Source organism: Sporosarcina sp. P37, from assembly GCF_002109365.1.
Lineage (GTDB): Bacteria > Bacillota > Bacilli > Bacillales_A > Planococcaceae > Sporosarcina.
Window position 1 is genome coordinate 2034670 of sequence record NZ_CP015349.1, and the last position, 13728, is coordinate 2048397.

At 43.3% G+C, this 13728-nt stretch carries 19 protein-coding genes; 12 read left to right on the forward strand and 7 right to left on the reverse strand.

Features of this window, described 5'->3' with window-relative positions:
- The 7 genes from SporoP37_RS10480 (at nt 1) to SporoP37_RS10510 (ending at nt 4248) form a co-directional block, all read left to right on the forward strand.
- The gene (locus tag SporoP37_RS10480; RefSeq protein ID WP_085430894.1) at nt 1–678 is read left to right on the forward strand and encodes an ABC transporter ATP-binding protein; all 678 of its coding nucleotides are present in this window, start codon (nt 1–3) and stop codon (nt 676–678) included.
- Between the two features lie 147 nt (nt 679–825).
- Nucleotides 826–1455 carry an alpha/beta hydrolase gene (locus SporoP37_RS10485; protein WP_085430895.1) on the forward strand — a complete coding sequence of 210 codons (630 nt, stop codon included), beginning with the start codon at nt 826–828 and terminating at the stop codon, nt 1453–1455.
- Nucleotides 1456–2051: 596 nt separating this feature from the next.
- The gene (locus tag SporoP37_RS10490; RefSeq protein ID WP_081243592.1) at nt 2052–2528 is read left to right on the forward strand and encodes a DUF2975 domain-containing protein; all 477 of its coding nucleotides are present in this window, start codon (nt 2052–2054) and stop codon (nt 2526–2528) included.
- A 9-nt stretch (nt 2529–2537) separates the two neighbouring features.
- Nucleotides 2538–2759, forward strand: coding sequence for a helix-turn-helix domain-containing protein (locus tag SporoP37_RS10495; protein WP_081243593.1), 222 nt, complete (start codon nt 2538–2540; stop codon nt 2757–2759).
- 229 nt (nt 2760–2988) lie between these two features.
- Nucleotides 2989–3429 carry a hypothetical protein gene (locus SporoP37_RS10500; protein WP_081243594.1) on the forward strand — a complete coding sequence of 147 codons (441 nt, stop codon included), beginning with the start codon at nt 2989–2991 and terminating at the stop codon, nt 3427–3429.
- Between the two features lie 35 nt (nt 3430–3464).
- A complete protein-coding gene (locus SporoP37_RS10505; RefSeq protein WP_085430896.1) occupies nt 3465–3719 on the forward strand; it encodes a hypothetical protein in 255 nt (84 codons plus the stop codon).
- 241 nt (nt 3720–3960) lie between these two features.
- Nucleotides 3961–4248, forward strand: coding sequence for a hypothetical protein (locus SporoP37_RS10510; RefSeq protein ID WP_081243596.1), 288 nt, complete (start codon nt 3961–3963; stop codon nt 4246–4248).
- 183 nt (nt 4249–4431) lie between these two features.
- Here SporoP37_RS10510 and SporoP37_RS10515 read toward each other — a convergent pair whose 3' ends face one another.
- The 3 genes from SporoP37_RS10515 to SporoP37_RS10525 all read right to left on the reverse strand — a co-directional run bounded on the left by SporoP37_RS10515 (nt 4432) and on the right by SporoP37_RS10525 (nt 6054).
- Nucleotides 4432–5337, reverse strand: a complete 906-nt coding sequence (locus tag SporoP37_RS10515) for an EamA family transporter (RefSeq protein ID WP_085430897.1) — start codon at nt 5335–5337, stop codon at nt 4432–4434.
- Nucleotides 5338–5498: 161 nt separating this feature from the next.
- Nucleotides 5499–5738, reverse strand: a complete 240-nt coding sequence (locus SporoP37_RS10520; RefSeq protein WP_085430898.1) for a hypothetical protein — start codon at nt 5736–5738, stop codon at nt 5499–5501.
- A 16-nt stretch (nt 5739–5754) separates the two neighbouring features.
- Nucleotides 5755–6054 carry a DUF3243 domain-containing protein gene (locus SporoP37_RS10525; protein ID WP_081244830.1) on the reverse strand — a complete coding sequence of 100 codons (300 nt, stop codon included), beginning with the start codon at nt 6052–6054 and terminating at the stop codon, nt 5755–5757.
- A 169-nt stretch (nt 6055–6223) separates the two neighbouring features.
- Here SporoP37_RS10525 and SporoP37_RS10530 point away from each other — a divergent pair, with 169 nt between their 5' ends.
- Nucleotides 6224–6694, forward strand: coding sequence for a general stress protein (locus SporoP37_RS10530; RefSeq protein WP_081243599.1), 471 nt, complete (start codon nt 6224–6226; stop codon nt 6692–6694).
- Nucleotides 6695–6778: 84 nt separating this feature from the next.
- Here SporoP37_RS10530 and SporoP37_RS10535 read toward each other — a convergent pair whose 3' ends face one another.
- Both SporoP37_RS10535 and SporoP37_RS17590 read right to left on the reverse strand, forming a co-directional pair.
- Nucleotides 6779–6991: a CsbD family protein gene (locus SporoP37_RS10535; protein WP_081243600.1), complete on the reverse strand. Its 213-nt coding sequence runs from the start codon at nt 6989–6991 to the stop codon at nt 6779–6781.
- Between the two features lie 182 nt (nt 6992–7173).
- Nucleotides 7174–7296 (reverse strand): hypothetical protein, encoded by a 123-nt coding sequence (locus tag SporoP37_RS17590; RefSeq protein WP_255414221.1) that lies wholly within the window; start codon nt 7294–7296, stop codon nt 7174–7176.
- A gap of 145 nt (nt 7297–7441) precedes the next feature.
- Here SporoP37_RS17590 and SporoP37_RS10540 point away from each other — a divergent pair, with 145 nt between their 5' ends.
- Nucleotides 7442–8641 (forward strand): MFS transporter, encoded by a 1200-nt coding sequence (locus SporoP37_RS10540; protein WP_085430899.1) that lies wholly within the window; start codon nt 7442–7444, stop codon nt 8639–8641.
- 43 nt (nt 8642–8684) lie between these two features.
- On the opposite strand, the gene SporoP37_RS10545 is transcribed toward SporoP37_RS10540, so the two are convergent.
- On the reverse strand, nt 8685–10334 hold the full coding sequence (locus SporoP37_RS10545) for an SLC13 family permease (protein WP_085430900.1): 1650 nt from the start codon (nt 10332–10334) through the stop codon (nt 8685–8687).
- Between the two features lie 257 nt (nt 10335–10591).
- Here SporoP37_RS10545 and SporoP37_RS10550 point away from each other — a divergent pair, with 257 nt between their 5' ends.
- The gene (locus tag SporoP37_RS10550) at nt 10592–11671 is read left to right on the forward strand and encodes an AI-2E family transporter (protein WP_081243602.1); all 1080 of its coding nucleotides are present in this window, start codon (nt 10592–10594) and stop codon (nt 11669–11671) included.
- A gap of 93 nt (nt 11672–11764) precedes the next feature.
- The gene (locus SporoP37_RS10555; RefSeq protein WP_081243603.1) at nt 11765–12046 is read left to right on the forward strand and encodes a hypothetical protein; all 282 of its coding nucleotides are present in this window, start codon (nt 11765–11767) and stop codon (nt 12044–12046) included.
- 39 nt (nt 12047–12085) lie between these two features.
- On the opposite strand, the gene SporoP37_RS10560 is transcribed toward SporoP37_RS10555, so the two are convergent.
- Nucleotides 12086–12793 (reverse strand): hypothetical protein, encoded by a 708-nt coding sequence (locus tag SporoP37_RS10560; RefSeq protein ID WP_085431769.1) that lies wholly within the window; start codon nt 12791–12793, stop codon nt 12086–12088.
- 107 nt (nt 12794–12900) lie between these two features.
- On the opposite strand from SporoP37_RS10560, the gene SporoP37_RS10565 reads away from it, so the two are divergent.
- On the forward strand, nt 12901–13719 hold the full coding sequence (locus SporoP37_RS10565) for an ABC transporter permease (protein WP_085430901.1): 819 nt from the start codon (nt 12901–12903) through the stop codon (nt 13717–13719).
- Nucleotides 13720–13728: the final 9 nt, after the last annotated feature.

Sequence of the window (13728 nt, forward strand, 5' to 3'; positions counted from 1 at the left end):
ATGTCCGTCTTTACTATTGATAAAGTGAAAAAAACATTTTCTAATGGAGAAGTCGAAGAAGAAATATTAAAAGGTGTAAACTTATCATTAAAAGAAGGGGAAATTACCGCACTGATCGGTCCTTCAGGGTCCGGCAAGTCAACAATCCTGACTATTGCGGCAGGACTGCAAAAAGCATCCGGCGGTGAAATCCTGTTTGAAGGAAAAGACATGACAAAGATGAGTCAAGAAGAAATCCGTCAAATACGCGCCTCAGATTTTGGCTTCGTGTTTCAGTCTTCTCATCTCGTTCCATTTTTGACTGCAGAAGAACAATTACAGCTGATGCTGGACGTATCCGAAATGAATTTAAGTAAAAAAGAACAGGGCAAAGCTATAGATGAGATGCTGCAGCTAGTCGGAATGGAACACCGAAAAGATGCATACCCTGCTTCGCTGTCGGGAGGCGAACGTCAGCGTGTGGCGATTGCGAGGGCTATCATTCACCGCCCGAAAATTTTATTTGCGGATGAACCGACTGCCAGTCTGGATACGAAGCGTTCAAAAGGTGTGATGGAATTGTTGCAGGAACTGACACGCGCATTGAACTTGACGACATTAATGGTGACACATGACGAAGAGATGCTGCCGTATGTAGACCGGGTTATTACGATGAGGGATGGTTATATAGTGGAGTAAATAATCGCAGGTTTGTCTGTCAGCGTGAAGCAGAAGCAGGAAGAACAGGAAAGAAATAAACGAGTCAGGGCCTCTGCCGCTTAAAGTGGCAGGCGTTTCTTTCTATGGTAAACTAGTGAAACAAAGAATAAAAAGGGGAGAATGACCATGCAATCACCGTTTACATTCACACACACAGCGCCGGCAGCTGCAGACGGAAAACAACCCGCACTGTTTTTGCTTCATGGAATGGGCAGCCATGAAGGAGATTTGCCGCAGCTGGTAAGTGACTTTAAAGAAACTCATCATATTTTCAGTTTGCGCGGCCCTGTTGTACATCCGCCGGGTTATGCATTTTTCACGATAGAGGAGGAAGGCAAGCCGGATCGCCAAGTGTTCGATAAGATCCTTGTCTATATCCAGTCTTTCATCCGAGAAGCTATTCAGGAATATAATCTGGACTCCGAACGTTTAACGGTCATCGGCTTCAGTCAGGGAGCAGTGCTTGCACAAGCGCTGGGCTTAACATTGATCCCTGCCCTGCAAGGCGTAGTGGCACTGAGCGGTTATGTGCCTGAATTCGTTAAGAGTGACTATGCAAAGCAGTCCGTAGAAAAACAGCAAGTATTTATTTCGCACGGCGATTATGATTACATTGTTCCATCTCAGTGGGGAGCAGAAAGCAAGGACTATTTCGAGTCGCTCGGTGCGAACGTTACATTTAAGACCTACACTGACGGACACGGCGTGACGCCCGAGAATCAGCAGGACTTGGTTGAGTTTTTACGGACACTGTAAGGAATGACCGGATAAAAAAGGCAAAGATGACCCTGCCCGCTGCAGTAAGCGGCCGGTTTAGCAATAATACAAACAAACATGACCTGATAAATATAGTAACGGGTTCAGTGCACCGTGCACGAATAAAAAGCATAGAAATCGGGACGCAATTCGCAGACGAGTTTGCGTCCCTATTTCTATTGTTTCACCAACAGGCAAATGCCGGATATTGATAAATTGGCATCACAATTGCGCTGCTGTTAAGCTTGTTGATTAGTGGCTGGAATAACGTCATTGTAAATAGTTTTGAAACAATAGAAAACGTTGAAGTGGAAATGGTGTTTTATGGTAAAGAAGATTAAGAAAGAATGGTTTGATCGACAAATGTGCCACTTAATAGAATAAGGCTCAGTGAGCTAACTTAGTAACGTTATTTAAACAAGTTAAAAATTGAATAGTTTAAAGTGAGAAGCATTTCTTTTAATAAGGGTGCTTTTAATTTTGTATAATAATTAATTTTATTACGACAACTAGTAATTGAATTACAGTATATTTTTATTGTAAAACAATAAATTTACTGCTAAAATAAAAATAATTATAAATTGTGAGGTGCTTTTATGAAGCGTGGAACAACACTAATTTTAAAGGTGGCAGTTCTTCTTATTGGAATACCAGTTCTTGCTTTTTGTCTAATTGGTTTGCCTTGGTTAGTTAAGAATCCAGCAAATGCCGAGTATGCCAATATGCTGTATCCAATTGTAAGCATTATGTATGTATCAGCGGTACCGTATTTTATTGCGTTGTTTCAGGCATTCCGCCTTTTAAGCTTTATTGATGAGAATAATGCGTTTTCTAGTATTTCTGTAAGAGCTTTAAAGAAAATAAAGTATTGTGCAATCTCAATCAGTATTTTGTATATGGTGGGCATGCCTTTCTTTTTCCTATTAGGTGATAAAGATGACGCTCCTGGTATCGTCCTAATCGGATTGGTTATTATATTTGCTTCAATGGTCGTTTCAGTTTTTTCTGCTGTTCTTCAAAAACTTTTAAGAGATGCGATAGATATAAAATCTGAAAATGATTTAACGGTCTGAGGTGATGATATGACGATTATAATCCATATTGATGTGATGTTGGCTAAAAGGAAAATGAGCGTAACGGAACTTTCGGAGAGGGTTGGAATAACAATGGCTAACCTTTCTATATTAAAAAATGGAAAGGCAAAAGCGATTCGATTATCAACTTTAGATGCCATCTGTAAGGCTTTAGATTGTCAGCCAGGGGATATTCTTGAATATCAATGTGAAACTGACGATAAAGTCTGATTGTACTAGGTTGATTAAAGTAAATGTTGTAGGCTGATAATCTAGAGGGCTTACTCCCAGTGAAACGTTGAAAAGGAAAATAGTTTTGAGAGTAGCGACTGAGATAACTTCAAAGGCTTACCTATCACTATAAGAAGGATTATGCTTCAATCAGGCGGGTTTATTGTAAAATATATTAATTAAATTATGGATCATAGAAACAAAGTACTCGTGGAGTGAGGTGAATTAAATGCGGTTACCTATGTATATTACAGGTATAGCAAATCACAATATTGATTTAAAGAAGATGGATGGATACTTATTTAAAAAGTTAGGATACGAAATTGCCAGGAAATTTCATGGTGAAGTAATTGGTTATATTTTACCTAGGTATCCGTTGAATTATTTCCGCCTAGATATAAAGACAGGTGAAAATATAATGTCCATTTTACTTCATGAATACTTTCCTTACGTTGCCACCGCTTCATATAGAAATGAACTTCAAATACAATATTTTGATTCTGAAGATGTAATAAATGAATTACGACCATACTATACAGTTTTAGAAATGGCATTTCTAAACGAAGCCTTTAATCCCGATTTTCATGACTTATCAGAGAGTGAATTAAAAAACGTGAAATATTGGAGACCAAATACAAACGGAGAAGTTATTTTTAATTGTTGGGATTAGCATGAAGATAAAGCAGATTTATATGAATACAAAACATGAAAGGATTTTTTTGGATAGGTCAAGAAGTTTTTCTTGTACTTGTCATAGATTTCATATCTTGGTATTATTCATTATCATTTTTTAGCATTCATCAAAGTTTTACATATTATCCCGACTCGGAAACCAAAAATAAGAATAAAGAAGTTTTGACTGTTTCTTTTGAAGACGCAGAAAATGTTGTTACCGGAACACCTCAAATCCTTATTGACCCTAATACCTATAAAGTAATCGGCTACATGCCAACTGAATAAGTAATTTTTATTCATAAAGCGGATGCGTTTACAGAATAACATTCGAAGTGCTTATTTAGTTGATCTGAGCGGAGGAAGCGGCAGAGACCGTGCTCTCGGACGCGTCTGAGAGTAGCGCAGATCAACGGTTTTTAGCCGCTGCCCCATCGCCGGGCTATCTAAACATCGACGAGCTGGCCAAGCGGAATCTTGCGATTATCGGGAAGTGAAGTGGAAATAGTGTTTTATGATAAAGTAGATTATGAAAGAATGGTTTATTCAATTATCGGGCCAGATGGTCAAACATACAGAAAATAACAAGTTTGTAGATTTTCCAAAGAAATTGGTTATTGGAAATGAGATGCTCTTGACAAGTCGTTGTAAAGATAGTGTACGGTTTAGGATTCTCCCTGCAGAAACGGACGCTTTCCTGAGGGGGCGCGGCGGACTCGCCAGAAGTGCGTTGGCGATTACGCCCGTCACCCTGATCCTCCAGGAGTCGCCGGTTCTTCCGGGAGAATCCTTGAGTTTGTGTCCGCAGGTCAGTTAGTGTTCGTCCAGAAATTGGAGTATGGTAAGTGACTCTATCTGCGCGGTGTGGTTGGAGCTATGGATTGCCTGACTGAATGGACAAGTCTACTCGGCTTTCACTACTTGCAGAGGGCTATCAAACTGTATTATGTACACTAAGTCCAGTTGCAGCGCAGATCAACGGTTTTCAGCCGCTGACCCGTCATTCCGCACGTTTCAACAGCGCTCTTCTCTTCAACGCAAACCGCTGCAGCACGGCAGGCCATGTCATGCCGAACAGTACTAGGAAAATGCCGAGAAACTGCAGCGGCGTCAGTCTTTCACCAAGCAAAAGCATGGATGCTATAATGGCAACCGGCAATTCCATGGCACTCAAAATAGAAGACATGCCTGCTCCGACTTTCGGTACACCGACGGAGAACAGGAAAATAGGAAGGACAATACCGAACACGCCTAAAATAGCACCGTACAGCCATAAACCTTCACCCAGCTTCCCATTCCACAAAATCTCGGGCGACTGGAAAAACGTAATGGCAATCGCCGCGTAAAACGACATCAGAAATAACCGGGTCACGACATCCATGCCTGGCACCGGCTTTTGATTCGCGGCCACAAACGCTGCGAAGCTGAACGCCGCCGCAATTCCCCATGCCCAGCCCTGCCACGGAATACCGCTGATATCCGCATCGATCAGACCTGCGGCTAAAATAGTTCCTCCGAACAAAAACACAAGTGATACAACTTCAGATGGTTTAGGAAGACGCCTGGATCCGATGCACTCATACAGCATCCCGATCCACGTGAACTGAAACAGCAGCACGACAGCCAAAGAAGCGGGCATATACTCCACGGATTTCCCGTATACTGTACCGGTAATTGCTGTGAATAAACCTGCCGTTAGGACGGGAAAACTGCCGCGGAAGGAAGGCATACCGCGTTTTACTATGACAAAAATAATTAGAGCTAATAGGAAGCCTGTATAGTATTGACTTGTCACCGCTTCTGAAGCAGTAAAGCCAGAATGGATTGCCAATTTAATAATTGTTGATAAAATTCCGTAACAAGCTGCACCAATGACGACAAGCAGCGGATACATCCATAGTTTCATGCAGATTCCCCTCATTTCTATCGGATACTAGTATATCATGGAACCTCTTTTAAAAATGGGAGAATAATTTGCGCATTTCCCGGGAAATATCGACAGCGACTGTGGTAAAACGGGGAAAAGCCGTACAGTGAATAAAACACTGTACAGCTTTTATCTGAAATTTATCGTGGCGCACCATAATCGGTTGACGGGCTGCCGCCACTGTATCGGGGGGAGTGGTTGATTTTTTCTTTCATGAGGTCTTTTCGCTGATCAGGCAAAGAAATGGAGTCGACTGTTTGCATATCTTCATGCAAATCGAACAGACTAACGGTATTGGTCCGTAAATTTTCGGGATGTTTCTGGATTAACCGATACGTATTCGGATCGTATTTCGGCCCTGGATTTCCTTTAACCGCCAAATTCCATCGCCTCCTCTTATGCTTGGCGCACCATCTTCAGCAGCATATGTGCTAGTGAATGCTGCTCTTCTTTAGAGCCTGAATCCCATAGCTCCTGCAATAAATACTGCTCTCGGTTTCTCGGCTCTTCGTGGCGTGATAAGTAATTTGCAATGAATTCCGTTGTCTTTGCCAGCTGCTCATCGCTAAGACCCAAATTCTCGCCTTTTTGCACTTTATCAGCCAAATAGCCCTTGAAATGATTGAAGTTCTGCAGGATCTGCTCTTTCTTTTCCTCGCCCAGATTTGAAATTTCAGATTCCACTTTGTTTGTCATTTTCACTGATCGACCACTCCTTTTCCTGTTGATACCGATAGCTTGTGCAGGAAAAGTAAAAGTATGTGCTTTGAAAATGGATACACGCCGTCAGATAGGATGTGTGAAAACAGGTGCTGCTGGGTAATAGTAAAGAATAGCGCTAGCTAAAAAGGGAGGTGCAAGTTTAATGAATAAAAAATATGCAGGCACATTTCATTCAGTGGATAACGTCTTATATAAAATAACGGAGCTTGAAGCACAAGGCTTTAAAAAGCAGCATATATGTGCAGTCTCCAATGTGCTGGACGACCTGAAGGTTTTAGAAAGTGATGCCGAAATTGAATTGATCGGTATTCAGGACGGGTCTTTGTGGGATCATACCCGCAGATTGTTTAACAGTAAAGATGAAATGCTGACTATCTTTATTAAAATGGGATTCACCAAGCAAGAAGCAAAGAATTTTTATAATGAGTTAAAAGAAGGCGGTATTGCATTATTTGTAGATAATCTGACGGAAGAAGAGCTTGGACAGTCAGTAAACCTGCATGACAGCGCCGGTCAGCAAACAAACAGCGGAGAACGTTTGGATAATGAGTTGGATGCGGATACAGATCGTCCCATTCCAAACAGTCCGCGGATAGGAACAGATCAGTTATGAAAAAGAAGGATCTTCCATCTGAGTGGAAGATCCTTCTTTTTGAATAGAAAAGTCTGCTGAATCATCTGCAGGCTTGTCAATTGATTATGGGTTTTCGCTGCGTGCTTCCGTATCGCTGAAATGCTCTTTTGCTTCCCCAATTTTTTCTTGGGCAGCACCTTTTGCTTTGTCCAGCTTACCTTCAACTTGCATTTTTGTGTTATCTGTCAGATCGCCTACAGCGTCTTTAACGCTTCCTTTGGCTTTGTTAGCCATACCTTTTAGTTTATCTTCTGTACCGTGGTCTTTGTTATTCATGTAATCTCCTCCGTTTCATTTGTTACTATATAAATACCCATTTTGATCAGGAGAAAACCTTTGAACTAGTGACGGAATTATTACAGTTCCAAGTAACTTCTCTTTGATTAAAACTTACATAAAAAGAAAAAGCCGGAACCCTAAAGCTCCGGCTTTTTGGAGTGCACAACAAATGTCAGGCATTACGGAGTACTGTTCTTCCCTGAAAGTTGACTAATCTGCTCCATCAGCTTTTCCCGTGACTGCTTATTTCGCATGAGGTATAGTGCACCAAGTCCGACAGCTGTCATCGCCATTTTGTTCATTTGTCCAACACCTCCAAAAAGTAGGATGGCTTTTCGCGTAGATAATATACGGAAAATCTCAACATATGCATTACTAATTCCTGTTAAACCGCTTTCGTAATGATATAATTTCATTATTCGTATTATTAGAACTGGAAGTGTCTTCATGAATTTACAAGCAAAATCAACAATTGGCGAGCTGAGATTTTGGCGTATTGTTATAGGACTGGGCATTGCTTCAGTGCAGATCTTTGCGGCAATGTACGCGGTACAGCCTTTGCTGCCAATTTTAACAAAGCAATTTAATGTATCGGTATCCACTGCCAGTTTAGCTATGTCTGTCAATACAGTGGGTCTGATTATCGGCTTAATCGTTCTCGGGTTTTATTCTGACAGGCTCGGCAGATCAAATTTTGTCAAAGTATCTGTATTGGCAACCGCACTTTTATTCATTCCTATGTTATTGGCTCAGTCATTCACTGTCATTCTTGTGCTGCGTTTTGTACAAGGTTTTGCAATGGCTGGCGTGTTGGCTGCTGCCCTCGCGTATATCAATGAAGAGATTAATGAGCGGGTTGTGGGCGTGGCAACCGCGCTGTATATTTCATTTAACAGCACAGGCGGGATGATTGGCCGTATTGTAACGGGATATTTGGCAGAACGCTGGTCGTGGGAGCTGTCACTTCAGCTGTTGACGGTCACGGGTGTGGCGGTATTTGTCTTTCTGCTGTTTGTTTTGCCAAAGTCTGTTCATTTCGAGCCAAGTGTAGAGACGATGAAGAAAGACATGGAAGGTTTTGGCGTTCACTTAAAGAATCCGGCATTGCTGATTGTTTTTGGGCTCGGCATTGTACTGCAGCTGAGCTTCACGGGCATGTGGACGTTTCTTCCATTCCATTTGACGGCTGCGCCATTCTCGCTGACGCTCGACGAAATATCATACATTTATTTTGCTTATGCATTCGCAATAATCGGCTCACCGCTTGCCGGATCCATAGCCGGAAAAATATCGATGGATCAAGTCCGCTTTACAGGAGTCCTTCTGCTGGCGGCGGGCTGTCTGCTTACGATTTCGGCGAACTTACCGCTGATTGTTATCGGCTATTGCGCCATCTGTCTTGGCTTTTTCTCTGCCCATTCCTTAACGGCCGCATCTGTCAGTAAAGAAGCAACACATCACAAAGGAAGTGCTTCCAGCCTGTACCTCGTTTCTTATTATGTCGGTATGGCGGCAGGAAGTACGCTGGTGACCCCTCTTTGGCAGTTCGCAGGGTGGACCGGCCTTGCTGTGTTTTCGGCAGTTGTGCCTGTCGTCTATGTTCTGCTCATACGGTTACGGCGCAAAATACTGAGTAAAGCGCAGTAAATAAAAATCAGGTGTCCGAGCGAACCCGGACACCTGATTTGTTTTATCCTTTAAATACTTCCGGTATTGTCTGTAGATCGATTCCCCACAATAAAGGGAGGAGGAAATAAATACAGAGCGTCACCAGCACAACTCCGACAATATTGAGCGCGAATCCGGCTTTTGCCATATCAGGAATCCGCAGATAACCTGACCCGAAAACGACCGCGTTCGGCGGGGTGGCAACCGGCAGCATGAACGCACAAGATGCTGCTACACCTGCCGCGATCATCAATGCATACGGGTGGAACCCAAGAGCAAGTGCCAATGAAGCCATGATTGGGTACATCATGGAAGCTGTTGCTGTATTTGACGTGATCTCTGTCAGGAAAATGACCAGTGTCGCAACGATCAAAATAATGACAATGAGCGGAACACCTTTCAGTCCAATCAGCTGTGCTCCAATCCATTCAGACAGACCGCTGCTGACAAAACCGGCTGCGATGGCAAGCCCGCCTCCAAACAGAAGCAGGATACCCCATGGTAATTTTACTGCTGTATTCCAATCCAGCAAGTGATCGCCTTTTTTATTAACAGAAGGGATGATGAATAAAATCATAGCAAACGCAATCGCAATGACGCCGTCACTCAAGCCGTCAATAAACTTTGACAGGAAGAATGAACGTGTAATCCATGAAAAGGCAGCCAGGGCGAAGACGATGAAGACCATCACTTCTTCAATCGAAGGGCGTCCAAGCATTTTCTTTTCTTTATCGATGACTTCGCGTCCGCCCGGTAATGTCTTTACCGGTGATTTATAGACAATTTTCACCAAATACCACCACGTAAGCAAAATGAATACCCAGGCAAATGGCACACCGAATAACATCCATTTGCCGAATGACAGCTCGATGCCGTAAATTTTATTGATAGCACCGGCAAGCAATGTATTTGGCGGCGTACCGATCAATGTCGCAATCCCGCCCAGTGAAGCCGAATAGGCAATACCGAGCATCAATGCTTTACCGAATCCAAAATTTTCTTTTGACGTGTCGATAGATGTATCATCCTTCAACGCGACAGTTACTTGTGTAATGATCGCCAGACCGATCGGCACCATCATCATGGCTGTTGCAGTATTGGAAATCCACATAGACAGAAATCCGGTCGCTACCATGAAACCGAGAACAATTTTGTCCATGTTTGTTCCGATGGCAGAAATAATTGTCAGTGCAATCCGACGGTGCAAATTCCATTTCTCCAAGGCAAGTGCAATCATAAATCCGCCCATAAATAAGAAAATCGTTTCATCGCCATAAGAAGACGCCGTATCCTTCATTTCCAGCCCGCCTGTCAGCGGAAACAGTATGAGCGGCAGCAGTGAAGCAACCGGAATCGGAATGGCTTCCGTTATCCACCACACTGCAATCCATACGGTACTGGCTAAAATAGCGATACCCGCCGCAGACAAGTCGGCAGGTTTGAGGAACAGTAAAATCAGGGAAAAGAGTAACGGTCCCAGCAGCAGCCCAATGAGCTGTGTAGCAGAATAACTGCGGGAGTCTCTTCCCCCTCCTTCATGATTCACGCCAATCTTTTTTCCGCCCTGTCCGCCCTTTACCATTTCGGAAGAATCAGGTGCAGTGAAAAAGCGGAAGACATCTTTCACCTGATCATGTAATGACCATAGACGATTCCAAGTCTGTTGTAACATTAAGATCCCTTCGTTTCTACGTTGTATTTCTTGAAGAATAGATATTCTTTCCAAGACAGAACCATTTTACCGAGTAAATACGGCCAGGACAAGAGGAATTGAGATTTTTTCGCATAGTTAGACAATTATTGTTACAATACAGTGTAAAATTCTCGAATTATTGTATATCAAACGGCTAATGGAAATTTCGACACGGACGGCTCAACCGCGTATAATAACAATAACCGTGTATAGTTAAAAAGAGGGGAAGTGAGCATTTGACGAAAAAGGTATGGTTCCAGACAGGAATTGGTATATTGCTGGCACTGCTGATCACGAAATACTTTTTAGAAGTAAATTATATTTTTAGGCCTGTTGGCGTCATTTTACAAACTATTATTCTGCCTTTGATTTTCGGGGGCTTACTTTTTTACATGACAGTTCCTATTCAGAAGTTTTTAGAGAAAAAGGGACTGCCAAGATGGGGAAGTATCATAACAGTTATCTTGATTTTGGTGGCAGTTGTTTGGATTTTAATCGCAATTATTGGCCCGATTATATCGAAAGAAGTGAATAATCTCGTAGATAATGGGCCTGCGCTTACCAAACAGCTCGAACAGCTGAAAAACGAAGCGCTGAATCAGAAGGATAATTTGCCGGATGGCTTACAGGACTCGCTGAATTCAGCATTTGAATCTGTACAAACCTTTGCGGTGAAGTTCGGCAAATGGTTCGTGCAATTTGTTCAGTCATTTGTACAGGCAGTCGTTTTACTTTTACTGGTTCCGTTTTTCTTCTTCTTTATGCTGAAGGATCATGAAAAGTTCGCGCCAAAAATCTATAATCTGTTCTCGGGAAAACGCCGTTTATGGATCAAGAAGACATTGGAAGATATTGATCAGGTATTGCGCTCTTACATTCAGGGTCAATTGCTGATCAGTGCTATTCTAGCGAGCATTATCTTAATAGGTTATTGGATTATCGGGCTGGAATACGCATTGCTGCTGGCTATTCTCGCGCTCTTTATGAACCTCATACCGTTCATCGGGCCGTGGATTGCCGTAGCGCCTGCTTTGCTTATTGGGTATCTGCAAGATCCGAAGCTAGTTATTTGGGTAGGTGTCGTTACTTTGGTCGCACAGCAAATAGACAGTAACCTCATCACACCGAACGTAATGGGAAAATCACTTGACATACATCCGCTGACTGTTATTACGGTCTTGCTCGTAGCGGGAAGTCTGGCCGGATTCCTGGGTATTTTAGTTGCCGTGCCTGCCTATGCAGTCGGTAAAGTGATTGTGCAGAACATTTATGAAATGCGGAGGGAAATTCAACGGGCCGCGACGAAGGAAGTATAGCGCGGGTGCCTCTCAGTTTTTGGACTGGGAGGTTTTTTAACGGATAAATAAAAGCAAAATGCACATCCTAACAAAAAAGAAAGGGTGTAGCAGATGCTGACGGAATTCCCTGTAATCCATACAAATGTGTGGGATGCTATGTGGGCAGTGCCGGTCGTACTGGCAGCAGTATTACTGGCAAAATGGTTGTTCAAGGTGCGTCCTACCTGGCTTTCTACAGTAGCTACCGTAGTTGCACTCGGCTTGTCCATATTCATCAGTCATCCGAAAAATTTATCTGCAGGAATCTTTATGGGGTTTTTCTACAGCGGGGCGGCAATGGGTGTGATCTATTCAACCAAACAATCATTTCTTGCTTATCGCAGCAAACAATAAACAGGCCTTCGCATTCAATGCGGACGGGCCTGTTTATTTTTAGTCTATTGGACAAAAACCACAGCGCATTAGGCCTGGAACGTCTTTTGAGAAGCAGCAAGTTTTGCGCACAGTGGTATTCAGTAAAGCAGATGGTTCCGAACCGTTCAAATAACCCGCAAAGCGCGAGTGATTGGCGATGCCTGTCCATATGGTGTCGTCTTTTAGTATGTTCAAATCTTCTCTCGCTTCCATTTCCGTAGCCGGATCAGACAACAGCACATGGTATTGCCATAGCCAGAATCCAAAGATATTTTCCCACAAGGTGAGCGGAGAAACGGGGGCAGCTGTGCGCAAAGACGTGATCGCGGCATGTGCATCATTCAGCAAACGCTTAATATGTGCCTGCCGTTCCCCGTCATCGACCATTTCCCAGTCGTCTGCATCTGCAAATGTACTGATGGTCCTGTTTCCGAATTCCTCCAATGCACCGAAATGAAGATTTTCCGGTGAGCCGTTCCATATTTCGTCATAAGCCGCCAGATTATAGAGCTGCATGGCGAAGAACATGCCCAGCCGCCGCATGAAATAGGAAGCGGCCACTACTTCATTCGGACTCTGGCTGACAGTCTGTGCGACTTGTACCACGTTTTGTATCTTAGAAGGCTCCAGAACGTCTGAGAGTGTGAAAACGGGGTGTTCAGGTGTTGTCAGATAGATACTGTAACTATTCAATTCTCTGATTTGATCTGCTGTAAGTGTAGTCATAGTTTCAGTATAGTCAAACAGGCACTTGGAAACAACCGGCATGCGGCAGAAGCCCAACCAATTTACTAGGCCTTTACATACTATAGGCAGTGAAGAGGTGGTGAAGAGTGGAAACTCAACAATTAGCCCGCGATGAGTCATTTGAGGTGGAACAGAGGGAATGGAAGCTGCGTCAGCGCAAGGAACGCGGCAAGCAGCTGCTGACGATTGTGTCCCCCATTTTCCTGCTGGTGCTGTGGGAAGTGCTTTCCAGAACAGGTGTCTTAGACATTCGATTTTTCCCGCCGCCCAGTACGATTGTGCAAACCTTTTTTGATATGATTGCGAGCGGTATGATGGCGAAGCACGTAGGCGTATCACTGTATCGGATTTTCATCGGATTTTTGGCGGGTGTCATTCCCGGTGTAATTATTGGTTTGCTGATGGGATTGTATTCGCCGATTCGGCATTTCGTACAGCCGATTGTCATGGCACTTATGCCGATTCCAACTTTGGCATTATTGCCGATTATTATTATTTTATTCGGTATTGGGGATTTGTCGAAAGTAGTGACGATTGCGGGAAGTGTGTTTTTCCCGGTAGTGATTAATACGGCAGCCGGTGTGCTCAATATTGATAAAATTTATCTGGATGTCGCCAATAACTACCAGACAAACCGGTGGAATTTCTTCTTTAAAATTGCTCTTCCGGGTGCATTGCCCGTTATGCTAGAAGGGATTCAGATGGGGCAGGCGATTGCGCTGCTGACCATTGTCGCGGCAGAGATGATGGGGGCCACTTCCGGAATCGGTTATTTAATCTGGACGTCATATAAGGCCTTTTTATTGCCTGAAATGTACGTCGGCTTAATTCTTATCTCGTTTTTTGGTTATTTATTTTCTATTATGCTGCGCGCGCTTCAAAATAAGTTACTGCCTTGGAGGTGAAAGAAATAG